Origin of the sequence: Neobacillus muris, from assembly GCF_943193175.1 — a bacterium.
Lineage (GTDB): Bacteria > Bacillota > Bacilli > Bacillales > Cytobacillaceae > Neobacillus > Neobacillus muris.
In genome coordinates this window covers 52,020-72,879 of the sequence record NZ_CALPDF010000014.1, presented here as the reverse complement: position 1 = coordinate 72,879, position 20,860 = coordinate 52,020, and the positions used below count along the sequence as shown (strand labels likewise).

At 43.2% G+C, this 20,860-nt stretch carries 24 protein-coding genes; 3 read left to right on the top strand and 21 right to left on the bottom strand.

The genetic code is table 11. The features are described from left to right. Positions 1 to 61: 61 nt before the first annotated feature. The 18 genes from NFS43_RS11775 to NFS43_RS11695 all read right to left on the bottom strand — a co-directional run bounded on the left by NFS43_RS11775 (position 62) and on the right by NFS43_RS11695 (position 15,181). Positions 62 to 769 carry an ABC transporter ATP-binding protein gene (locus NFS43_RS11775; protein WP_251551863.1) on the bottom strand — a complete coding sequence of 236 codons (708 nt, stop codon included), beginning with the start codon at positions 767 to 769 and terminating at the stop codon, positions 62 to 64. Next, positions 762 to 1,529 (bottom strand): ABC transporter ATP-binding protein, encoded by a 768-nt coding sequence (locus tag NFS43_RS11770; protein ID WP_251551862.1) that lies wholly within the window; start codon positions 1,527 to 1,529, stop codon positions 762 to 764. The genes NFS43_RS11775 and NFS43_RS11770 overlap by 8 nt, the downstream gene beginning before the upstream one ends. 1 nt (position 1,530) lies before the next feature. Continuing rightward, entirely contained in the window at positions 1,531 to 2,562 is a 1,032-nt protein-coding gene (locus NFS43_RS11765) for a branched-chain amino acid ABC transporter permease (RefSeq protein ID WP_251551861.1), read from the bottom strand. Next, the gene (locus NFS43_RS11760; protein ID WP_251551860.1) at positions 2,562 to 3,425 is read right to left on the bottom strand and encodes a branched-chain amino acid ABC transporter permease; all 864 of its coding nucleotides are present in this window, start codon (positions 3,423 to 3,425) and stop codon (positions 2,562 to 2,564) included. Before NFS43_RS11760 ends, NFS43_RS11765 begins: the two co-directional genes overlap by 1 nt. A 104-nt stretch (positions 3,426 to 3,529) precedes the next feature. Then, positions 3,530 to 5,200, bottom strand: a complete 1,671-nt coding sequence (locus NFS43_RS11755; protein ID WP_251551893.1) for a long-chain fatty acid--CoA ligase — start codon at positions 5,198 to 5,200, stop codon at positions 3,530 to 3,532. A 31-nt stretch (positions 5,201 to 5,231) separates the two neighbouring features. Continuing rightward, the gene (locus tag NFS43_RS11750) at positions 5,232 to 5,813 is read right to left on the bottom strand and encodes a TetR/AcrR family transcriptional regulator (protein WP_251551859.1); all 582 of its coding nucleotides are present in this window, start codon (positions 5,811 to 5,813) and stop codon (positions 5,232 to 5,234) included. A 166-nt stretch (positions 5,814 to 5,979) separates the two neighbouring features. Continuing rightward, positions 5,980 to 7,152, bottom strand: coding sequence for a thiolase family protein (locus NFS43_RS11745; protein ID WP_251551858.1), 1,173 nt, complete (start codon positions 7,150 to 7,152; stop codon positions 5,980 to 5,982). Between the two features lie 91 nt (positions 7,153 to 7,243). Then, positions 7,244 to 8,017, bottom strand: coding sequence for an SDR family oxidoreductase (locus tag NFS43_RS11740; protein ID WP_251551857.1), 774 nt, complete (start codon positions 8,015 to 8,017; stop codon positions 7,244 to 7,246). 27 nt (positions 8,018 to 8,044) lie between these two features. Next, the gene (locus NFS43_RS11735) at positions 8,045 to 9,250 is read right to left on the bottom strand and encodes an acyl-CoA dehydrogenase (RefSeq protein ID WP_251551856.1); all 1,206 of its coding nucleotides are present in this window, start codon (positions 9,248 to 9,250) and stop codon (positions 8,045 to 8,047) included. Between the two features lie 119 nt (positions 9,251 to 9,369). Then, the gene (locus NFS43_RS11730) at positions 9,370 to 10,563 is read right to left on the bottom strand and encodes a thiolase family protein (protein ID WP_251551892.1); all 1,194 of its coding nucleotides are present in this window, start codon (positions 10,561 to 10,563) and stop codon (positions 9,370 to 9,372) included. A 19-nt stretch (positions 10,564 to 10,582) separates the two neighbouring features. After that, positions 10,583 to 11,734: an acyl-CoA dehydrogenase family protein gene (locus NFS43_RS11725; RefSeq protein ID WP_251551855.1), complete on the bottom strand. Its 1,152-nt coding sequence runs from the start codon at positions 11,732 to 11,734 to the stop codon at positions 10,583 to 10,585. Positions 11,735 to 11,737: 3 nt separating this feature from the next. Next, the gene (locus tag NFS43_RS24610; RefSeq protein ID WP_420910326.1) at positions 11,738 to 11,902 is read right to left on the bottom strand and encodes a ketopantoate reductase family protein; all 165 of its coding nucleotides are present in this window, start codon (positions 11,900 to 11,902) and stop codon (positions 11,738 to 11,740) included. Beyond that, on the bottom strand, positions 11,842 to 12,018 hold the full coding sequence (locus NFS43_RS11720) for a hypothetical protein (protein WP_251551854.1): 177 nt from the start codon (positions 12,016 to 12,018) through the stop codon (positions 11,842 to 11,844). The genes NFS43_RS24610 and NFS43_RS11720 overlap by 61 nt, the downstream gene beginning before the upstream one ends. Next, positions 12,000 to 12,212, bottom strand: coding sequence for a class II aldolase/adducin family protein (locus NFS43_RS11715; protein WP_251551853.1), 213 nt, complete (start codon positions 12,210 to 12,212; stop codon positions 12,000 to 12,002). The genes NFS43_RS11720 and NFS43_RS11715 overlap by 19 nt, the downstream gene beginning before the upstream one ends. Before the next feature lie 108 nt (positions 12,213 to 12,320). Continuing rightward, positions 12,321 to 12,722 carry a MaoC family dehydratase gene (locus NFS43_RS11710; RefSeq protein WP_251551852.1) on the bottom strand — a complete coding sequence of 134 codons (402 nt, stop codon included), beginning with the start codon at positions 12,720 to 12,722 and terminating at the stop codon, positions 12,321 to 12,323. Beyond that, positions 12,719 to 13,168 (bottom strand): MaoC family dehydratase N-terminal domain-containing protein, encoded by a 450-nt coding sequence (locus NFS43_RS11705; RefSeq protein ID WP_251551851.1) that lies wholly within the window; start codon positions 13,166 to 13,168, stop codon positions 12,719 to 12,721. Before NFS43_RS11705 ends, NFS43_RS11710 begins: the two co-directional genes overlap by 4 nt. Positions 13,169 to 13,185: 17 nt before the next feature. Beyond that, positions 13,186 to 13,950, bottom strand: coding sequence for a beta-ketoacyl-ACP reductase (locus NFS43_RS11700; RefSeq protein ID WP_251551850.1), 765 nt, complete (start codon positions 13,948 to 13,950; stop codon positions 13,186 to 13,188). Between the two features lie 52 nt (positions 13,951 to 14,002). Next, positions 14,003 to 15,181: an acyl-CoA dehydrogenase family protein gene (locus NFS43_RS11695; RefSeq protein ID WP_251551849.1), complete on the bottom strand. Its 1,179-nt coding sequence runs from the start codon at positions 15,179 to 15,181 to the stop codon at positions 14,003 to 14,005. A 318-nt stretch (positions 15,182 to 15,499) separates the two neighbouring features. Here NFS43_RS11695 and NFS43_RS11690 point away from each other — a divergent pair, with 318 nt between their 5' ends. After that, positions 15,500 to 15,652, top strand: coding sequence for a YpzG family protein (locus NFS43_RS11690; RefSeq protein ID WP_251551848.1), 153 nt, complete (start codon positions 15,500 to 15,502; stop codon positions 15,650 to 15,652). 201 nt (positions 15,653 to 15,853) lie between these two features. Next, the gene (locus NFS43_RS11685) at positions 15,854 to 16,357 is read left to right on the top strand and encodes a GNAT family N-acetyltransferase (protein WP_251551847.1); all 504 of its coding nucleotides are present in this window, start codon (positions 15,854 to 15,856) and stop codon (positions 16,355 to 16,357) included. Positions 16,358 to 16,397: 40 nt separating this feature from the next. On the opposite strand, the gene NFS43_RS11680 is transcribed toward NFS43_RS11685, so the two are convergent. From NFS43_RS11680 to NFS43_RS11670, 3 genes are read right to left on the bottom strand one after another with little or no spacing between them, the layout of a single operon-like run. Next, positions 16,398 to 17,525, bottom strand: coding sequence for a GerAB/ArcD/ProY family transporter (locus NFS43_RS11680; protein WP_251551846.1), 1,128 nt, complete (start codon positions 17,523 to 17,525; stop codon positions 16,398 to 16,400). Between the two features lie 20 nt (positions 17,526 to 17,545). Next, positions 17,546 to 18,754 (bottom strand): Ger(x)C family spore germination protein, encoded by a 1,209-nt coding sequence (locus tag NFS43_RS11675; protein WP_251551845.1) that lies wholly within the window; start codon positions 18,752 to 18,754, stop codon positions 17,546 to 17,548. Next, positions 18,751 to 20,334, bottom strand: a complete 1,584-nt coding sequence (locus NFS43_RS11670) for a spore germination protein (RefSeq protein WP_251551844.1) — start codon at positions 20,332 to 20,334, stop codon at positions 18,751 to 18,753. Before NFS43_RS11670 ends, NFS43_RS11675 begins: the two co-directional genes overlap by 4 nt. 183 nt (positions 20,335 to 20,517) lie before the next feature. On the opposite strand from NFS43_RS11670, the gene NFS43_RS24655 reads away from it, so the two are divergent. Beyond that, the gene (locus NFS43_RS24655) at positions 20,518 to 20,751 is read left to right on the top strand and encodes a YczF family membrane protein (RefSeq protein ID WP_478354352.1); all 234 of its coding nucleotides are present in this window, start codon (positions 20,518 to 20,520) and stop codon (positions 20,749 to 20,751) included. Positions 20,752 to 20,860: the final 109 nt, after the last annotated feature.

Sequence of the window (20,860 nt, the reverse complement as noted above, 5' to 3'; positions counted from 1 at the left end):
TGAGAAGGTGAGCTGCCAGGTTGTCTAGACATCGGTTTAAGCATGCAGCTCTCTTTGAGAATTATGCGCCAATATATGCCTTTCGCACCTCATCATTGGCAAACAGGTCTTCTGATGTTCCTTCCAGCACAATGGTGCCGTTTTCGAACACATATCCTTTATCCGCAATCTTCAATGCAGCGTTAGCATTTTGTTCTGCCAGAAGGATGGTTGTTCCCTCTTTGTTTATTTTTTGAATAACTTCAAACATTTGCTCCACTATTAGTGGTGCAAGGCCAACGGATGGTTCGTCGAGCAGCATCAGTTTTGGTTTTGACATAAGGGTACGGCCGATGGCCAGCATCTGCTGCTGCCCTCCGCTAAGAGAACCTGCCGCATCATTTCTCTTTTCCTTTAAAATGGGAAATAGTTCAAATACATGCTCCAAGGAATGCTTAATTTCATCTCTCTTCCTACGGTGAACGTACCCACCCATCCTTAAGTTTTCCTGGACTGTCATTGCTGGAAAAAGTTTTCTGCCCTCAGGACATTGGCCAATTCCGAACTGGACGATTTGGTCCGCCGAGCGCCGGTTTATTTTATTTCCTTCAAACAAGACGTCTCCGGCTGAAGGTTTATTCAACCCGCTTATAGTTCGAAATACCGTACTTTTTCCAGCACCATTTGACCCTAGGAGGACCACAATTTCTCCTGAAGTGACCTCGATATTTACATCATGGACGGCAGTAAAGCTGCCATATTTGACAGCAACGTTTTTTAGGCTAAGCACTGGCACTCCCTCCCAAATAGGCCTTGATCACCATATCATTATTCCTTATCTCAGCTGGCGTGCCTTCGGCAATTTTTTCTCCGTAGTTAAGGACCATGATTTTATCCGCGATTCTCATGATCATTTGCATTTTGTGTTCAATTAAACAGACCGTAATCCCCTTTTCCACTATCTTTTTCATTAGTTCAGCCAGTCCTTCGGTTTCATCAGGATTTACACCTGCAGCCGGCTCATCGAGAAACACAATTTCTGGGTCCGTTGCAAGAGCCAGCGCAAATGCAGTCCGCTTTTTTTCTTCCTGTGTTAAACTGCCAACCAATTTGCCTGCTGCATTTTTTAAATTGACAAATTCCAGTACTTCCATCGCCTTATCCCGGCATTGGGCTTCTTCCTGTTTTAACCTTGGCGTTCGGAGAATAGCATCCATTAGGTTCGATTTTGTGCGAAGGCGATGTCCCACAATGACATTATCCAACACCGTAGACTGTTCAAACAGATTGGTCGTTTGAAAAGTACGCGCGACCCCCAGCTCAGCAATCTTGTTGGAAGGCAGCTTTGTGATATCCTGGCCCTTAAAAATCACCTGGCCGGAGGTGGGACGGTGAAATCCGCTGATTAAATTAAAAAAGGTAGATTTCCCCGCGCCATTCGGGCCGATAATCGCATTGATTTTCCCTTGTTCAACGGCAAAGTCTACATTATTTACTGCCGTTAACCCGCCAAACCTCTTTGTCAAATTCTTAGTTTCCAAGAAAGTCATTTTATCCCTCCTTTGCTTGTTGATCCGGAAGTATTTCTCCTGTTTTTCTTACCCGGGCGTTTGCGCTGGCTGCTTTTCCCGCAAGCTTCATTTGGCGTTTTTGATTCCAGCTGGAAATGGCTCCTGCAATTCCTCTTGGATAAAAAATGACCAACAGCGTCAACAATGGGCCAAATATGAGCATCCGATATTGCTGGAAGTCCTGCAGCATTTGTGAAAGCCAAACAATCAGGAGGGTTCCGACAAGCGGACCGCTCAAGGTTCCTATGCCTCCAACCAGCAAATAGGTAAGCAGGTCAAAGGTAATCGCTATGTTGCCAATATCCGGTCCAATAAAACGAACAAACGAGGCATACAGGGCACCGGACAACCCTGCAAAAATGGTCGAAATGACAAAGACCGTGAGCTTATTTTTCATCGTGGAGATTCCAATCGTTTGCGCTAGGTCTTCACTGTTTCGAATAGCAATATAAGTTCGGCCGGAAAGCGAATGGACGATCCGGTACATGATGAAGACGACTAATAATAAGAAAAACAGAATAAAATAATAATGGGAATGTTCCGTTTCGAAGGTGATCGGCCCAATTGGCGTTGGTGCCGGGATTCCTATTAATCCACGGACTCCTTCTGTTAAACTGTCCCACTTATCAATCACAAGATAGATAATATACCCTAAGCAGAGCGTATAAATCGCGAAAAAATGTTCCTTCGTCCTAAGCGCGATTATTCCAACCACGAATCCAATGATTCCTGTAATGACCAAGGATAAAAGCATGGCCAGCCAGAAATTCATCTCGGCTTTAACCGTCAATAACCCCATTCCATAAGCACCTATGGCAAAGAATCCGGCATGTGCCAAGGAGAGGTAACCAGTATAGCCTGCGAGCAGGTTTAAACCATAAACGCCAATCATCCAAATGAACGCTAAAGACATGATATGGATAAAGTAGGTGTTGGTTGTAAGTAATGGGAACAGGATTGCTAATGCGATTAATACGATGATCGTGTTCCGCTGCTTAAATACCTTTGCCATTAATGTCCCCCCCTTGAAAACAACCCTGTTGGTTTCACCGTTAGAATGATGACGAGAATGATAAAGGCAATGATATCCTTATAATCATTAGAGATGTAGGTAGCCCCTAAGCTTTCGCTAAAGCCTAAAATATAGCCGCCAACGATTGCTCCCGGGATACTGCCCATCCCTCCGAGAATAATGATGACAAATGCTTTTAGTATTACCAGCTGTCCCATTCCTGGGAATACCAGATTAATAGGAGCCGATAGAGATGCAGCAATGGCAGCCAGCCCGCCTGAAATCAAAAACGTCAGCATGGCCACTTTGTTTGTATTAATCCCAACTAGGTTAGCGCCTTCTCGGTCCTGCGACATCGCAATTATGGTCGATCCAATAAAGGTTTTTTTCAAAAATACATATAACAGAAGCATGACGACAACTGCCGAAACCACGATAAGAATTCGCTGCATCGTTAAGGTTAATCCAAATATTTGCACTACCTGGCCGTAAGGCGTCGGCATACTTTGATATTCAGCTCCCCAATAATATTGAGCAAACGCTTCCAAAAACAACATGATCCCAATCGCTGCAATTTTATCGTGAATGGGCGGCGCTTCTCTTAATGGGTGAAATACAAGTCTTTCCATTAATACCCCTAGCAGCCCTGCCACAATAATCGAAATAATGATCGCCACCCAGTAATGAAGCCCAAAATCGGTCATCATCATCCAGGTTATGTATCCCCCCATCATGTATAATGCGCCATGCGCAAAATTGGGTATATGGAGGATACCGTATACGAGTGTTAACCCTAAGGCGACTAGTGCGTATACACTTCCGATGGTTAATCCATTAAATAGCTGCTGAATCAGAATTTCCATAGTGCGCCTCCTTTTTAGGTTTTTTGCTTTTGTCTGCACTAAACTTTTTAGTTGATTTTGCTTGGAGGCGCAGACCGGAGCCGGCCAGTCCTCCAGCAATTTGATTAGTGCACTCCGGCTTTTTTCTTTTCTTCGTCCTGGAGTGTCCGCCAGAGGATTTTTCCGCTGGAGGTCATTGGGAAATCTTTTCTGAATTCTATCATTCTAGGATATTTATAAGCGGCCATATGCTGCTTCGACCATTCAATGATTTCGTCTTCCGTAATTTTGCCTTCGTAGCCTTCGTTTAGTATGACAAATGCCTTAACGGTCTCACCCCGTCTTGGATCAGGCACGCCAACGACACAAGCCTGCTGAATGGCTGGATGTTTGTATAAATAGGATTCAACTTCTGTTGGCCATACCTTAAAACCGGAAGCATTAATCATCCGTTTCACTCGGTCGACCATAAAGAAGTATCCTTCTTCGTCATACCGGCCGATATCGCCTGTGCGGAAGAACTTTTTCCCGTCCATTTCAATAAACGCGCTGCGATTTTCATCATCACGGTTATAATAACCAACCATAACCTGTGGTCCATTAACAATAATTTCACCGACTTCGCCAACACCCAGTTCCTTTCCTGTTGACGCATCAATAATTCGGGCGTCTACATCAAAGGATGGAATTCCCAGGCATTGCATTTTTGGACGATCAGGCGGATTGAAATGGGTTTGGGCAATTGTTTCAGACAGCCCGTATCCTTCTACGAAGCGCAAGCCTGTAAGCTGAAATAATTTTTCTCCGACAGCTTCTGGCAATGCTGCACCTCCACCTGATATCGAAACTAGGGACGAAATATCCTCGGCTTTCAGGTTGGGATTGGCCAGGAAATCGACAATCATCGTGGCGATGGCCACCCAGTGCGTACAGCCTAAATTTTTGATGAGCTGAACAGCAGCATCACGGTTCCATCTTGTCATAACCACCATTGTGCCGCCGCTGAAAATTGGCATATGCATGCTGTGAACCATGCCGGTTACATGGAATAGCGGCAATGTCATCAGGTGCATCGCATTTGCCGTGGAGGAAGACCAGTGAAAGGCTCCAACCGTATTGGCATTAATGGTGCGGTTTGTATGCATACAGCCCTTTGGCAGCCCAGTTGTACCGGAAGTGTATGGCAAACAGGTTAAGTCGTCACCCGTTGCTGTATGTGCTGATGGAATCAGATTCGCAGAAATGGCCTCATTCCAGAGATAGTGGTTCGGCTCGGAAAATACTGCTCTATCTGCCTCAACCTCTTTTGGCAGCAATGCCTCAAACCCCTCTCCCTTGTAATCGGAATAAGCTGCAATCAACAGATTTTCCAGAGTTGTTTTTTCGACAAGCGGGCGGACACGATCATATAATTCCTGACCCAGTAAAACGGTCTTAATCTCACAATCTCGGACATAGAATTCCAATTCTTCCGCTACAAGCATTGGATTGATGGGGACAACTACAGCATTTGCCCGCAAAATAGCATAATAGCCAATCACAAACTGTGGAGAATTCTGCATAAACAACAGGACCTTTTCACCAGTTTGGACACCGAGCTTCTGCTGCAAGTAGCCGGCTAAAGCATTAACCTCATCGTCTAATTGCTGGTAGGTTAATGTGCTTCCATAATAAAAGATGGCCGTATGTTCCGGATAACGGCTCGCACTGACTTTAAGGTTGTCATATAATGAAGTGGCGGGAACCTCGAGTGATTTTGAGATTTTGGGCCAATGTTCAAAATGAAGAGTTAACATATTCCTTCTCTCCTTTTCCAGTTTCTTAGATTCAGTTGCAAACGCTGTCATTATTTGAAATGCCATTTAAAATAAGATCTAAAAAGATTTCCACTACTTTTTCTTCCGGTACTTCCCCATAAGGGTTATACCAGTAATAGCTCCAGTTAGTAATACCCAAAATGCCCATCGTCAGGATATCTGGCCGGATTCCCTTTTTGATTTCTCCTTGATCAATTCCCTGTTCAATTAGTTTTTGGGTATTTCTGCGAAATTCATTTCGTTTCTCTTTAAGTTCTTTAATGTTCACTTCACTCAAGTGACGCATTTCCCTTGTAAAAATCCGGGCACTTGGCCTCTTTGTCTTGATATTACGGATTAACATAAAAACAATTTCATAGAGCTTGCGAGGAAAATCAAAGGAAGGATTTTTCAGGATTTCCTCCTGCTGCTCAATTAAGCCTTCGATATATTGCAAATGAATTTGCTTTAGCAATTCCTCTTTACTGCTAAAGTAGTAATAAAATGTCCCCTTTGTTACCCCCAGCAGCTGAACAATATCTTGAATAGAAGTAGATTTAAAACCATTTTGATCGAACAACAAGATTCCTGATTCCATAATTTTATCCTTCATAGGATGATTTCCTTTCGGCTGAAAAAGGCAGGGTCAGGAATCAAAACTATTTTTTCCTCATTTGATAAAATATGGATTTAAACTGCCAGCAACTCCCTGCCCTTTTCAATTTTGCATTGGATCGTTTTTCCAGGTTTTCAACCTCATTAATGACCACTTTTGTTTTTTAGGATTCGCGTTCGATAATGGTGGCGATTCCTTGACCGCCGCCGATGCATGCGGTAATCAGTGCATACCTGCCGCCTGTCCGCTTTAATTCATAGCAAGCTTTGGTAGTTAAAATGGCCCCCGTTGCCCCAAGCGGATGACCATGGGCAATGGCACCGCCATTGACATTGACTTTTTCCATATTCATATTCAATTCGCGGTTACAGGCGAGCACTTGAGCGGCAAAAGCTTCATTGATTTCGATGAGGTCAAAATCGTCTAATGCCAATCCGGATTTTGCCAAGACCTTGCGCACTGCCGGAACCGGGCCGATTCCCATAATATTGGGGTCCACTCCAGCTACAGCATAGTCTCGGATTACTGCAAGCGGCGTTAGATTTAATTCTTCCGCTTTTTCCCGTGACATGATCACCAGTGCCGAGGCTGCATCATTTAAACCTGAGCTGTTGCCGGCTGTTACCGTCCCGCCTTGCATAAATGCTGCCGGAAGTTTTGCCAGCCCTTCAAAAGTGGTCTGCGGCCTTGGATGTTCATCCGTTTTAAAAACAATGGGCTCGCCTTTTCTAACCGGTATTGTAATTGGAACAATTTGCTCATCAAATCGCCCTTCTTCCATGGCGGCAGCCATTCGCTGCTGGCTCCTTAAAGCAAATTCGTCTTGTTCCTCTCTGGAGATCTGATATTTTTTTACTAGATTTTCAGCCGTAATGCCCATCGGCGGATCACCGATTTCTTTCGGTGAAAGCTGTGACTTTTTAAAGCTTGGCGGTGCTGCGCTATACGCTTTCTCCGGACGTTCCATTAGGTAAGGCGCCCTCGACATGCTCTCCGTTCCCCCTGCTACAAAGACATCACCGTCTCCAGCACGGATGGCCTGTGCGGCGAGATTAATAGCATTAATGCCGGAACCGCATTGGCGGTCCACTGTTAAACCGGGTATGTCAATAGAAAGCCCGGTCTGTAACGCAGTTAATCTAGCAATATTTCCTCCGCCGGATAATACATTCCCAAAAATTACATCTTCAATCAAATCTGGCATAATGTTAGCCCTTTTAACCGCTTCCTTAATAACTTCAGCCCCAAGCACATGCGCAGGCACCGATGCTAAAGCACTCCCCTGCCTGCCAATCGCCGTCCTGACAGCCGAAACAATCACCGCGTCTCGTTTCATCCAAACTCCCCCTTATTTCAAGTGGGGGACAGTCCCCCACTGCTTTAATGCATTGCTTTGCTGGGGGACTGTCCCCCGTCACTTTAATGCGTTACTTTACATGGGCTCCGCCGTCGACTACAATCACATCTCCGGTGACGAAGTCGGAGGCTGGTGATGCAAGGAATAGTCCGACTCCTTTTAGGTCAGAATCGGAACCAAATTTTCGTAGTGGGGTTCCTTGGAGTATCGCGTCCCCGCCCTTTTCTAGCAGTACTTTTGACATTTTGGTTGGGAAAAAGCCTGGGGCAATAGCATTGACATAGATGCCGTGCGGTCCCCATTTTACGGCTAAATCTCTCGTGAAGGAAACGACCGCCCCTTTACTCGCGTTATAGCCAATGGCATTCATCACACTCGGGTCTCCACCCTTTAATGCAGCAGTAGAAGCGATGTTGATGATTTTGCCTGATTTTTGCTTCAGCATCACTTTCCCTGCTTCTTGAGACATCAGGAACGTTCCGGTTGCATTGACATTCATTACCTTATGCCAAGCTTCAAGCGGCATTTCCTCAACAGGAGCTCCCCAAGAAGCACCGCTGTTGTTAACTAGAATATCAATTCGTCCAAACTTCTCCATCGTTTGGGCAACTACATCTTTAACATCCTCAGGATTCGAAACATCACATTTTAAGGCAAGGCTCTCTACCCCAAGTTTTTTCAATTCCTCACTGACTTCCTGACAGGCTTCAAGCTTTCGTGAACATACCACCACATTCGCGCCTGCTTCCGCAAAGCCCTCGGCGATTTGCTGGCCAAGACCTCGTCCGCCTCCTGTCACAATGGCAACCTTCCCTGTCAAATCAAATAGCTCTTTTATATGCATCCTGTTCTCCCCCTATGGCGATGATGATTATCGATATTTTTTTAATTCATATCTGGCAATTGCCCGTTTGTGGACTTCATCCGGACCATCAGCAAGTCTTAATGTGCGGATATTTGCCCAGCTGGCTGCAAGTGGCGTATCTTCACTTACACCGGCTGCACCAAAGGCTTGGATCGCCCGATCGATGATTTTTAAGGCCATATTCGGGGCAATCACTTTAATCATGGCAATTTCACCCTTCGCTTCCTTATTGCCAACAGTATCCATCATATACGCTGCTTTAAGGGTCAGTAATCGGGCCTGTTCAATGTCAATTCTGGCTTCGGCAATCCAGTCTTGGATGACACCTTGGTCTGCAAGTTTTTTGCCAAAGGCAACCCGGCTCTGAACACGCTTACACATTTCTTCAAGCGCCCGCTCGGCTGCACCGATTGTTCTCATGCAATGATGAATCCTCCCTGGTCCAAGGCGCCCTTGTGCGATGGCGAACCCTTTCCCTTCACCCCATAAAATATTAGAAGCGGGCACCCGTACATTGTTATACTCAATTTCCGCATGGCCGTGCGGTGCATGATCATAGCCGAAAACAGGCAGCAGCCGTTTAATTTTTACCCCTGGGGTATCCAATGGCACCAGGATCATGGACTGCTGCTCATGGCTTGGAGCATTTGGGTCATTTTTACCCATGACAATAGCAATTTTACAGCGGGGATCACCTGCACCGGAGGACCACCATTTTGTGCCGTTAATCACGTACTCATCGCCATCGCGAATAATGCTTGCTTGAATATTCGTCGCATCAGAAGAAGCGACATCCGGCTCTGTCATCGAAAAACAAGAACGTATTTCACCATTAAGGAGCGGCTTCAGCCATTTTTCCTTATGTTCTTCTGTCCCATACCGGACAATTACTTCCATATTGCCGGTATCAGGGGCTGCACAGTTAAAAACTTCTGGTGCAATCGCCGAACGCCCCATAATCTCACAAAGCGGGGCGTATTCTAAATTGGTCAGCCCTGCCCCATACTCACTTTCAGGTAAAAATAAGTTCCAAAGGCCAGCTTGTTTAGCCTTTTCTTTTAGTTCCTCCATGATCGGAGGAATTTTAGAGAATGGATCATTTTTGTCAAGCTGTTCATGATACACTTTTTCATTTGGGTAAATATATTCATCCATAAAATCGTTCACTTTTTTCTGTAACTGTTTCACTTTTTCTGAATAATCAAAGTTCATTCCGATTCACTCCCTTTTTTCGCTCAACATACTAACTAGTTAGTATGCGAATAACCTTATAATATTAGAAATTTTTAGAATATTCAATATCCATCCTTCGTCAATTTTCACCAAATTCCTTAAATTTTTTCTACCATGATGGCCATCCCTTGCCCTCCGCCAACGCAAAGAGTAGCAATGCCTAGCCTTTTGCTGCTTCTCCAGAGTTCATGTAATAATGTCGTGAGGATTTTTGCCCCGGTTGCTCCCAGCGGGTGACCAAGCGCAATGGCACCGCCATTCACATTCACTTTTTCAATATCTAAATCTAACTCGCGAATAACGGCCAAAGCCTGGGAGGCAAAAGCTTCATTCAATTCAAATAAGTCGATATCGTCAATGGCCATTTTCGTACGTTCAAGCAGCTTTTTTACCGCGGGCACCGGTCCAATCCCCATAATCTCAGGGGATACGCCAACCGCTGTCCAATCGACAATCCTAGCCAATGGTTTTAGTCCTAATTTTTCCGCATGGCTGGAAGATGTTAGCACCAATGCACATGCCCCGTCATTTCTCCCGCAGGCATTGCCTGCTGTAACCGTCCCATTTGCTTTAAATGCAGGTTTAAGCTTGCTTAATCCTTCAAGAGTGGTTTCCGGTCTTGGGTGTTCATCCTCCATGACGATAAAGGAAGTTTTTTTTCCTTTTATCTCAACCGGGATAATTTCTTCCTTAAACTTTCCATCCCTAATGGCTGCTGCGGCACGCTGCTGACTCATAAGGGAGTATGCATCCTGATCCTCTCGAGTGACAGAAAACCGTTCAGCGACATTTTCTGCAGTGATCCCCATGCCAAGATCACTTCCATAAATCTCCTTTGGCTGCTGGCCTGCTTCCGTATTGGAATCCACCAGTTTCGGATTATCTCCGCCAAACCGGGAATTTCGCAGGTAGATGGGCGCGTTGCTCATGCTCTCTGTGCCTCCGGCTACGACGATCTCCGCCTGGCCAAAAGCGATTTGCTGTGCAGCAGACGCAACAGCCTGCATTCCAGAGGCACAAAGCCGATTTATCGTAAACGCAGGAACCGCTTGTGGTACACCAGCCCTCAATGCCGCCACTCTGGCCACATTGGACGACTCCGTTGACTGCCTGACTTCCCCAAGTATCACTTCATCCACTTGATCCGCAAGAATCCCAGCCCGTTTCACCGCTTCTTTTATAGCGATTGAAGCCAAATCCCCTGAATTTAAGGTCTTGAGTGCTCCCCCATATCTGCCCACAGGTGTACGTACAGCACTAACAATGACAATATCTCCGATCACAGCCTTCATCCCCCCTTTTATAGCTTGATCAATAGCTGTACTCTTTTTCAAGTTGAGCTGCAATGATGTTCTTTTGGATTTCTGATGTTCCCTCATATATCCTCGTAATCCGGGCATCACGATAAAACCGCTCAATCGGATAGTCCGCGATATAGCCCAGACCGCCATGGATTTGCACCGCTTTATCCGCCACCCGATTATAGACCTCTGACCCATAAAGTTTCAGCATGGCGGCTTCTTTAATAACCTTCATTCCTTGGTCGACCATCCAGGCAACCCGGTAGGTAAAGGACCGCAATGACTCGATTTCTACAGCCATTTCAGCCAGCATATGGCTGACAGCCTGATTTTTAATAATTGGTTTACCAAATTGAATACGTTCAAGCGCATATTTTGTCGACATTTCCAATAATTTCTGGCACGAACCAAGATTCCTCGATGCAAGCCCCGCCCGGCCATTCGCCAATATTTTCAATGCATTCACATAGCCTTGACCTTCGGTACCTAATACATTTTCAGCAGGTACCTCACAATCCTCAAAAATTAGTTCAGCAGAATGGGAACCCCGTAATCCCATCTTCTTTTCTACTGCACCTACACGAAAACCTGGGAATTCTTTTTCAACAATAAACGAGGTGATTCCTTTGGCCCCTTTATCGGGGTCGGTTACTGCCATAACGGTAAAAATACTGGCTTCTGTGGCATTCGTAATATAATGCTTTGTCCCATTCAAAATGTATTTGCCGCCTTTTCTTACGGCAGTTGTCTTTAAATTGGCCGCATTGGAGCCTGCCTCTGGCTCCGTTAAGGCAAACGCGCCGATTTTCTCTCCGCATGCCATATCAGGGAGATATTTTTTCTTCTGCTGTTCGTTCCCCATTTCAACTATTCCTACAGTACCAATGCCAGTATGTGCCCCGATTAACGTCGTATAGCCATTGTGAGTCTGCCCGATTTCTTCATACAATGCACATTTGCCGACCATGCCAATACCGAGTCCGCCGTATTCTTCCGGTATACTTAGTCCAAAAAGCCCCATTTCCTTGGATTGCTTCAAAATCCGTTCCGGAATTTGGTTGTTCTCCTCAATTTCCATCGCAACTTCTTCTACTTCTGTTTGAATAAATTCGCGGACATTCTTTTTTAACAAGAGAATATCTTCATCCAATTCAAAATTCATTGATTATCCCTCTCCACACGAGTAATTTCCATTAGTCTGGTAGTTTAATAGATGATAGATAGTTTCGATAACAGGAGTTGGAACAGCTGATTGTCTGCCTTTTTTGACTAGGCAGCCGCATATGGACTCAAGTTCAAGCACTTTGCCTTTCCACTTGTCCTGCAGCATAGAGGTATGATGATTTCTGGTAACCTGGCCCGATTGACCGGGTAATCTCCTTCAACGACCTCACCAATATGATTACAAAGAATTAAATCCGATGCTTTTATCTGGCTAAAATGCATGCCGTACGGATTAACCCAAAAATGGTCACGCCTTCAGGATCCCTTGCCGTTATATGCCCTGCCACACCTTCATCAAATCCAAACTTTGAAAATAGACGGAAGGCCGCGGCTAATTTTTGTTTCAAATGCAGCCGTTCTTCTTCCACAGTTGAGAATATAGGCGGTTTATAGTTTACTTTCATTTGTACAGGCATATCATCATTCCTTTATAGGATTTTCCACAAATAGCAATGAACCCAGCATTAAGAGAAAGTTGCCAATCTTTAGTGCCGGGTCAAAAGTGTTCAACCTTATTCGCTGTTTTAGTAAAGCTGATATACCGCTTCACCCTTTATTACTTCCTTGCCGTTTTGATTGACGGCCAGCACGGAAAACCGCAGCTGCTTTTCCGCTTTTTCCTTTAGTTCTGCCTGTAAGGTGATCACATCATTTAAAAACACCATGTTTTTAAACCGGATGGAGTAATCTTTGAGGAATCCTTCCTGGTAAAATTCAGTAAACAATTTTGCCAAGTTTCCCATTGTCCACATGCCGTGGGCAATAATGCCTGGCAGCCCCGCTTTAGCCGCCTCGTCATCAATCGTATGGATTGGATTGAAATCACCTGAAGCTCCGGCATATTTGATTAGATCAATCCTTGAAACCGGTTTGAGTTGAATCTCCTTTAGGGAATCACCCACATTCAATTGTGAAATTGTGATCATCGGACCAACACCTTCCTCACTGCTTCCGAAATGACAATGGTTGAGGTTGAACTGAAGATCAGGTTCCCTTGTGCATCTTCACCGTAGTTTTCAAGTACCAGAAATCCCATTTCCCCAAAGTTCCCTTTTTTCTCAAAATAATCTTTTACTTTTGAAAAACAATAAACGTCTTCGCCAACTAATAAGGGGCGGACATAATGAAACGTCTGTTCTCCATGGATTAATCCTTTATTAGGCAGATTCATCCCTTCGATGACCCCATATTCAAACACTCGCGGGAATGTAGGCGGAGCAATGTTAGCCTGATAGCGGGAATTTTTGCCAGTTGCTTCATCAACGAAAATCGGATGAAGATCCCCGATTGCTTCTGCAAATTTTTTGACGGCTCCTCTTTCAACCGTGTTCTTTACCTTGTTTGATTGTTTGCCAATCTGATCCTTGAACAAATCTATTCACCCCTTTATTAGCATTTTGGTCCGCCGGCAACATAAATGACTTGGCCGTTCACAAAGGACGATTTCTCATCAGCAAAGAAAGCGACAGCATTGGCAATATCTGCAGGTTTGCCGCTTCTGCCGACAGGAATCGCAGAAACACTGGCTTCAATCAGCTTTTCAAATGGAATGCCAATCCGCTCAGCGGTTGCCTTGGTCATATCGGTTTCAATAAATCCAGGTGCAACGGAGTTAGCAGTAATTCCATATCTCCCCAATTCGATTGCCAATGTTTTTGTAAATCCCTGCAAGCCAGCTTTCGCAGCTGCATAGTTTGCTTGGCCGCGGTTTCCTAGAGCGGAGGTAGAGGAAATATTGATAATCCGGCCATATTTCTTTTCCACCATGTATTTTTGAACGGCCCGTGCAGCATTAAATGAACCTTTTAAGTGAACATCCATAACTGTCTGCCAGTCAGAATCTGTCATTTTAAATAGCAGGTTATCGCGAATCACCCCTGCGTTGTTGACCAAAATGTCAACGGAACCAAAAGTGTCATAAATCTCTTTCGCCACATTTTCAACCTGCTCGGCGTCTGCCACGTTTGCCACCTTTGAATAAACTTCATAGCCTTTTTCTTTTAATTCGCTGGTTGTTTCAGCTAACGCTTCCTCATTTAAATCGATAAATGCGACTTTTGCCCCTTCTTCTGCAAAATGCTCAACAATGCCTTTACCAATTCCGCGGCTTCCCCCTGTCACAAATGCCACTTTACCTTCAAATCTTCCTGCCATTTTTCATTCCTCCTATAATCATCATCCTAAAGATAACGCTTACAAAAATTACTTAAATATATTGACCTATTTTCACATGGCCTTTAATGAGATTTCGAGAAATAATCATGCGCTGTATTTCGTCGGTACCATCATAAATTCTCCACAATCTTGCCTCACGGTACCAGCGCTCGATTGGCAATTCTCTTGTATATCCCATACCGCCATGAATTTGCAGTACCTTATCGACTACCCGATTGCCCATATTGGCTCCGTAAAGTTTTGCCATCGATGCAAGATGGCGGTTATCTTCACCTTGATCCAGGGTCCATGCAGCATTTAACGCCAGCCACCTAGCTGCTTCAAGGTCCACCGCACAGTCAGCAATCATCCATTGAATTGCCTGACGCTCAGCTATCGGTTTGCCAAAGGTTACCCGTTCTTTTGCATAATCAATTGCCATTTGCAGCAATCTTTCCGCTGTCCCAACTGCCCTGGCTCCTACCACCCAGCGGGCAAATCCAATCCATTCCAGCCCAAGATTATAGCCTTTGTGCAATTCGCCAAGGATATTTTCCTCAGGAACCCTGACATTATCAAATACTAACCCGGCTGGACCCCATTCTCCCATGGTATGTATATACTCTGATTTCCAGCCCATGTCACGGTCAACAATGAAGCAAGTGACGCCTTCCCGGCCTTTTGATTTCTGATGAAGTTCTTTATCTGTAATGGCCATCGCCATTACAAAGTCTGCTTCATTTCCTCCGGTAATAAAGGTCTTTTCACCATTTAATACCCAATGATCCCCGTCTTTTACTGCTGTCATCTTAATATTTTGTGTATCAGACCCCGCTCCAGGTTCAGTCATGGCAAAGCACGATTTCTTTTCGCCGTTAATAGTTGGAATCAGATATTTTTCCTTTTGTTCCTCATTGCCATAATAGAGGATATTATCTGCAGAACCGCCAAATGAGAATGGAACGAATGTCTTGGATACCTCCATGTAAACGATGGCCATCATCATTTGGCCGAGGTTCGCTCCACCATATTCCTCAGGGGTATTTATCCCCCAAAATCCTGCTTCCTTCGCCTTTAGCTGCAGTTCTTTCAATTTCCCCGTCGGCAGGCTTGGTTTTCCCTCCCTCTCATTTCTAAGCACTTCATTTTCAAGAGGCATCAGCTCTTTTTCAACAAACCTTCTGATTGTTTGCTGAACCATTTTTTGCTCATCCGTTAATCGTAAATGCATCGTTTTCCCTCCATTCTTACTCTTGTAATCTAGTTTTTTGCAGCTATTTCATTTTATGCTTGATCGTAAAAAACATACCTACCGGTTGGTATGTTACTTATATTTTATTTCGAAATTTCTGAAAATACAAGTAGTATTTTGAAAGAAAAATATTTTTTGTCTGTAATAACCCAATCATTTTATCATAGTTTTTTCCAAAAGGATCCCAGGTAAAAATTCTTAATCTTACCGTTTAATTTTAATGGTTTTGCAAAAGATAATACAGATATTCTTTTTGTGAATATCATCGTTTCAAAATCCTTTGATGAGGTGATTTGGATGACCTACCGAGAGCGATTAGATTCACGTTCTGAGCTTTTCCACCATACATGGACAAGGCCTAAGCGCCAAAAGTCACAGGTAAATGGAGAAACAAGGGTAACACAAAACACGTACATCTTAAGGAGCAATGCCAAAGCACACCATTGGTAAAACAATTGGCATGAAACGGTAAAAGGAGTATCATACTATTCCAAACAGAAAACCTTTTCTCGGTTTAATCAACCGGGAAAAGGTTTTCTCCATTTTTGAAGAAGTTTGCAGCCATTGACGGATATCTGTTATTGATTTTAGATGATTCAAAGTTTATGATAATTACAAGTTTCTACCTAACTAATTTTGAGGAGCCATAATATGTTCGACCAACTAATAATCAGAGACGCAAATTTAGATGATTTGCCTGCCATTGTTGAGATTTATAATTCCACCATACCAAGCAGAATGGTAACGGCTGATGTGGAACCAGTTACTGTGGAAACCCGTATCCCTTGGTTTAATGACCACTCCCCTGATGTCCGCCCATTATGGGTTGTGGAGGATGAAGGACAGATTTGTGCTTGGTTAAGCTTCCAATCATTTTATGGAAGGCCAGCCTATCAACATACAGCAGAAATCAGCATTTATATCCATGAGCAGTTTAGAGGAAAAAAACTTGGCAGGTTCCTTATGGAAAAAGCCGAAATTGCATGCGCCAAACTAAACATTAAAACCATTCTTGGATTTATTTTTGCCCATAACGAACCGAGTATTCGGCTGTTTACCAAATTTGGCTTTGAAAAATGGGCGCATCTGCCGAGAGTGGCTGAATTAGATGGTGTTGAACGTGACCTGATTATCATGGGGAAAAGAATCGATTGACCGATAAAAACTGCCCTTCTATCTTAGGAAAGGCAGTTTTTTATACGTCTTTATTCATTTCTTTTGAGGAGCGGGGGTTCTTTTTCCTGTTCCGGAAAAATGCAATCACAAGCAGCAAGGACGGAATAATGATTTGAAATGGCCAATGAAGGTAAAGCGGCACTATATCCAATCCCTCTTTAATATGCTCTGCATAATTGGATGCAATGGTAACAGAGGCAAATAGCACGATTACCCCAATAGGAAAGCCAAGTTTCCGCTGTGATTTCATTTTAAAAATATCACCAGCACCTGTCACGGCCGCATAAAAAAAAATGGTAATTTTAAAAAAGCCGCCTACAACTAAATAGAGCATAAATAAGACATCAAGCCGTTCAATAAAATTGGCTAATTGAATTTTACTAATTGTTGATAATAACGGAAAATTGGCTCTCTCAAAAAGGTCGGTCCCTAAGGCTGTAATATTAACGATGGTTGTAATGACAATATTAATCCCGCTTAGGGCTATGCCGCTCAAGCAAACCAGTTTAACCTTTTTTGACTCATTCAAGTGTGGAAGAATCATGGTAAAGACAACCATTTCACCGAATGGAAAATTCAGGGTTTCCCCTAAAGCTGTTTTTACCACTGGCATAATACCATTTTCTAATATTGGTTTTAAATTACTTATATGAATTAATCCTGATGCCAAAATCAAAATGAATCCCGCTACAGCTATTAAATAGACGACAAGAAAATATAGCTCCCCCACTCTTGCAAAAACCTCTAGCCCTTTATAAGTCGCATAAATGATCGTCAGCATCATCAAGCAATTGATCACTATCAAGGGAGTGTTGGTATATATGGTAGATAACAGGAGTTCGCCAAAGTCTCGTAAAACCCGGGCAGCACAATACATAAAGTAAACCACATACATTAAGCCAATGAGACGTCCCATCCACTTCCCGACAATTTTTTGCACATAACTGGTAAAAGGAAGATCCTGATAATAAAGATATAACCTATAATAAACAAGAAACACCAAAAGTCCGCCGACTAAACCCAATAAAATAGCTAGCCAGGCGTCTTGTTTGGCGTTTGTTCCAAGTCCGACTAGAATGGCACTGCCCATTTCAAATAAGACAACTAAAACAAATAGTTGTGTAGCATTAATTTTTGTCTGTTCCATTTGGTCCCCACTTCCTAGGGTCATTTACTAAATTCGCTCCAAAACGGTTTTGTCCGGATTCCTTCTCTGCGAATGTACGATTCCACCTCCACATTCACTTGAAGTTTGGAAAATTCCTCATCCCAGTTTTTCTGAAGCATTTTCCAGCGTTTAGGATTTTCAAGGTGGATTTTTTCTCCAAACCCAAAGATATCCACCTTTAATTTCTGCGCTTTTTTGACCGAAGTAAGGATCTGTTTCTTCGTTTCTTCCATCAAAATGGATTCAATTTTTTCAATTTCTTTTGGATTGGTTAAATCAATCGCTGTATTTACCTCACTGACCCATCCCTCGTTTTCTATCTTTACATTTATCATTGGTTTGCCGCCTTTAAATTGGGCCGAAACCTTTGTTTTCGATCGAATAAGAGCAATGGAAATAGCATTTTTCATATCCTTCCATGTTAGATTAATCCCCGTTCCTTCCACCTTATTTAAGATCCAAAGCACTCCGCGGGCATTATTGTTGTTTATCCATCCACGAAGCTTCCCATCTTTAAACACGGCTAAACCGTCTGCTGCCAGATAAGCGTCTGTGGTTGTTTTTTTTAGATTGACAGCTTGGTTTACTTTATCTATTTTGCCTACCACTTTATACCCGTTTAAAATTGGTTCTCTCCCTTTGCTGATTAAATTCGTAATAAAATCATCTATATTAATACTCATATTTTCACCCAGCATTTTTTCAGTAGATTGTATTTCCTTCGTAATTTTGTTAACCGGAAGTTTGTCAAGGATGGTTAGGGCTGAAACAAGATCTTCTGCCCTTGTTTTCCCCTTAGCGATAATTAATTCGGTAGTTGTCCGAAATTCTGGGTCCCGGTCCATCGCATCCAATAAGAGCAGCAAATCCTTCTTAGCTACATCATCACTGATAATCACCAAGTTGGTATGCGCATAATAAAGACGTCTTGAAACCTTCTTTGTCGCAGCTCTTGCGGCTTCTGTTAACGTGTCTCCCGTACTTTTATATACGGCAATCGGAAGCCCTTGTCCCCCTCCTATTTGCCCTGGTGCAACATTGCCGGGATTCACAATTTGAAAGGAAACTTCAAACTTTTTCTCCTTTCCCTTGTCAACACCCATAGCCATCACAAAGGCAAGATCCGTCAGCTCTTTCTGGTTCCAACAGGCTGTTAAAAATGGGATCATGATGACAATGGAAGATACAAAAATTAACCCTTTTCTCATGATTTTTCACCCTTTGAACGATCATCATGGGGATCAGGCGGGCCTGGTTTCTGGTTTTGTCCGATTCTGGCGATATTTCCTTTACTGATAAAAGGCGGCCGATTGGTAAACTGCCATATGGGGAACCGGACAAATACATCCTGTTGATTTCGAATATTAAATGGTGCTAATGGCATCATATAAGGAACCCCAAAGGAGCGGATGGAGCATAAATGGATCGACATAAACATGAGGCCTAACATCATTCCATAAAAGCCTAAAATTGTGGCAAGCCCCATTAACACAAACCTCAGGAGCCTAGCGGCAATCGCCATTGCGAAAACCGGTGTGGAAAAGTTGGCTATTGCGGTTATGGAAACCACAATAACCATAATTGGCGATACGATTCCTGCTTGTACTGCCGCTTGGCCGATAACGAGTGCGCCTACAATGGAAACTGCCTGTCCCACCGTACGCGGCAGGCGCAGGCCAGCCTCCCTGAGGATCTCAAAGGTTACTTCCATGATTAAAGCCTCCACGAATGCCGGAAATGGAACATTCTCCCTTTGTGCTGCAATTGCAATGACCAATGTGGTTGGAATCATTTCTTGGTGAAACGTGGTAGCAGCAATATATGTAGAAGGGCCGATAAGTGCAATCAGGAAGGCAATAATCCTCAGCAGTCTGATCCCCGTTGAGATATCGAATCTTGAATAATAATCATCAGGGGCCTGAAAAAACTGGATAAAGATGGCCGGAGCCGTTATTACAAAAGGAGATCCGTCTACTACTATGGCCACCCTGCCTTCTACTAACTGAGATACAACAACATCTGGCCGCTCTGTATGATAGGTTGTGGGAAAGGTCGTCCAGCTTTGGTCCTCAATTAATTGCTCAATATAGCCTGATTCGAGTAACTCATCAATATTAATTCGATTTAATCTTTTCCTTACTTCCTCGACTATTTTTTCATTGGCAATCCCTTTTATATATAAAATGGCGGTATCCGTTTGGGACACTTTCCCTATTTTCATGGTTTCTATCCATAAATTAGGGCTCTTTATCCGTCTTCTTATTAAAGCTGTATTGGTTCTCAGTGTTTCAGTAAAGGCATCCTGAGGACCTCTGATTGACAGCTGCGTAGTCGGATTGGATATGGATCTTTTTTCCCATCCTTTTGTCTCCGCGCTGATTGCTTTATTGTATCCGTCAATAAAAATAACCGTATTTCCTGAGAATAAATTATCGTAGATTTGATTCCAATTTTCTATGGTACTAATACTCCCGGCTGCCACCGCATGTTCCTTGAGATACTGAAAAATATCCACTCTTTCTGGCAGTGGCTTTGTATCGATTAGAGGTTCCAAAAGGAAGTCCATTATCACTTTGTTATCGACCAAACCATCGATAAATACGAGGGCACCTTGATAATTGCTGCCCTTAAATTCTCTTATCACAACATCTGAACTCTTTCCAAGTTCTTCTTTTAAGCGGACAATATTATCTTGGCTGCTTCTTAGGATTGGCAAATCCTTTGGCAGATTGGGATCCAGTTTTTGTCTAATATTATCATCCTGTCTTTTTTTACGTTTTGTTTTCAAGATTTTAGACAAAATCAACACAATTTCCGCCTCACTCAAAGAAAATTATTGGGTTTTCTAATCATGGTTAGATTAACCAACTTATGGTTGTTTATCCATTTCTACGGTTGATTTTTATGCTAATGCATAAGAACTGCAGCAGTATCAGAAAATAAATCTATTCCTATTTTAAAAGGTGAACCCATGAAATTATTTTTAGTATCAGTACTCCTAGCAGCTGGGTTGCTCATTCTAATTATCCTATTAGACATGTTAATGGGCGTTGATCCATCCAAAGTAGTCTGGAAAGCAATCAATCCCTTCCGAGTTATAGAGCCAGCCGAAATGGTAATCATACTTATATTTGTTTCGGTTTTTTTAATCGATAGCTTTATAACCTATCGAAAACAGAAAAAAGCACCAAAAAAACAAAGTTAATCCGATAACAAGAGTATCTCTCCAATTAAAAGTGTTTCCTTTATACTCTGAGTTCAACAAGTAGACAGAAAAGTCTGAGTGTAGTATTTTTATTTTGTATGACGAAATT

Excerpts from the sequence above, each read along its gene's own strand:
- NFS43_RS11770 (WP_251551862.1), bottom strand. The coding sequence starts at position 1,529 with ATGACTTTCTTGGAAACTAAGAATTTGACAAAGAGGTTTGGCGGGTTA.
- NFS43_RS11765 (WP_251551861.1), bottom strand. The coding sequence starts at position 2,562 with ATGGCAAAGGTATTTAAGCAGCGGAACACGATCATCGTATTAATCGCA.
- NFS43_RS11760 (WP_251551860.1), bottom strand. The coding sequence starts at position 3,425 with ATGGAAATTCTGATTCAGCAGCTATTTAATGGATTAACCATCGGAAGT.
- NFS43_RS11755 (WP_251551893.1), bottom strand. The coding sequence starts at position 5,200 with ATGTTAACTCTTCATTTTGAACATTGGCCCAAAATCTCAAAATCACTC.
- NFS43_RS11750 (WP_251551859.1), bottom strand. The coding sequence starts at position 5,813 with ATGAAGGATAAAATTATGGAATCAGGAATCTTGTTGTTCGATCAAAAT.
- NFS43_RS11745 (WP_251551858.1), bottom strand. The coding sequence starts at position 7,152 with ATGAAACGAGACGCGGTGATTGTTTCGGCTGTCAGGACGGCGATTGGC.
- NFS43_RS11740 (WP_251551857.1), bottom strand. The coding sequence starts at position 8,017 with ATGCATATAAAAGAGCTATTTGATTTGACAGGGAAGGTTGCCATTGTG.
- NFS43_RS11735 (WP_251551856.1), bottom strand. The coding sequence starts at position 9,250 with ATGAACTTTGATTATTCAGAAAAAGTGAAACAGTTACAGAAAAAAGTG.
- NFS43_RS11730 (WP_251551892.1), bottom strand. The coding sequence starts at position 10,563 with ATGAAGGCTGTGATCGGAGATATTGTCATTGTTAGTGCTGTACGTACA.
- NFS43_RS11725 (WP_251551855.1), bottom strand. The coding sequence starts at position 11,734 with ATGAATTTTGAATTGGATGAAGATATTCTCTTGTTAAAAAAGAATGTC.
- NFS43_RS24610 (WP_420910326.1), bottom strand. The coding sequence starts at position 11,902 with ATGCTGCAGGACAAGTGGAAAGGCAAAGTGCTTGAACTTGAGTCCATA.
- NFS43_RS11720 (WP_251551854.1), bottom strand. The coding sequence starts at position 12,018 with ATGCATTTTAGCCAGATAAAAGCATCGGATTTAATTCTTTGTAATCAT.
- NFS43_RS11715 (WP_251551853.1), bottom strand. The coding sequence starts at position 12,212 with ATGCCTGTACAAATGAAAGTAAACTATAAACCGCCTATATTCTCAACT.
- NFS43_RS11710 (WP_251551852.1), bottom strand. The coding sequence starts at position 12,722 with ATGATCACAATTTCACAATTGAATGTGGGTGATTCCCTAAAGGAGATT.
- NFS43_RS11700 (WP_251551850.1), bottom strand. The coding sequence starts at position 13,950 with ATGGCAGGAAGATTTGAAGGTAAAGTGGCATTTGTGACAGGGGGAAGC.
- NFS43_RS11695 (WP_251551849.1), bottom strand. The coding sequence starts at position 15,181 with ATGCATTTACGATTAACGGATGAGCAAAAAATGGTTCAGCAAACAATC.
- NFS43_RS11690 (WP_251551848.1), top strand. The coding sequence starts at position 15,500 with ATGACCTACCGAGAGCGATTAGATTCACGTTCTGAGCTTTTCCACCAT.
- NFS43_RS11685 (WP_251551847.1), top strand. The coding sequence starts at position 15,854 with ATGTTCGACCAACTAATAATCAGAGACGCAAATTTAGATGATTTGCCT.
- NFS43_RS11680 (WP_251551846.1), bottom strand. The coding sequence starts at position 17,525 with ATGGAACAGACAAAAATTAATGCTACACAACTATTTGTTTTAGTTGTC.
- NFS43_RS11675 (WP_251551845.1), bottom strand. The coding sequence starts at position 18,754 with ATGAGAAAAGGGTTAATTTTTGTATCTTCCATTGTCATCATGATCCCA.
- NFS43_RS24655 (WP_478354352.1), top strand. The coding sequence starts at position 20,518 with ATGAAATTATTTTTAGTATCAGTACTCCTAGCAGCTGGGTTGCTCATT.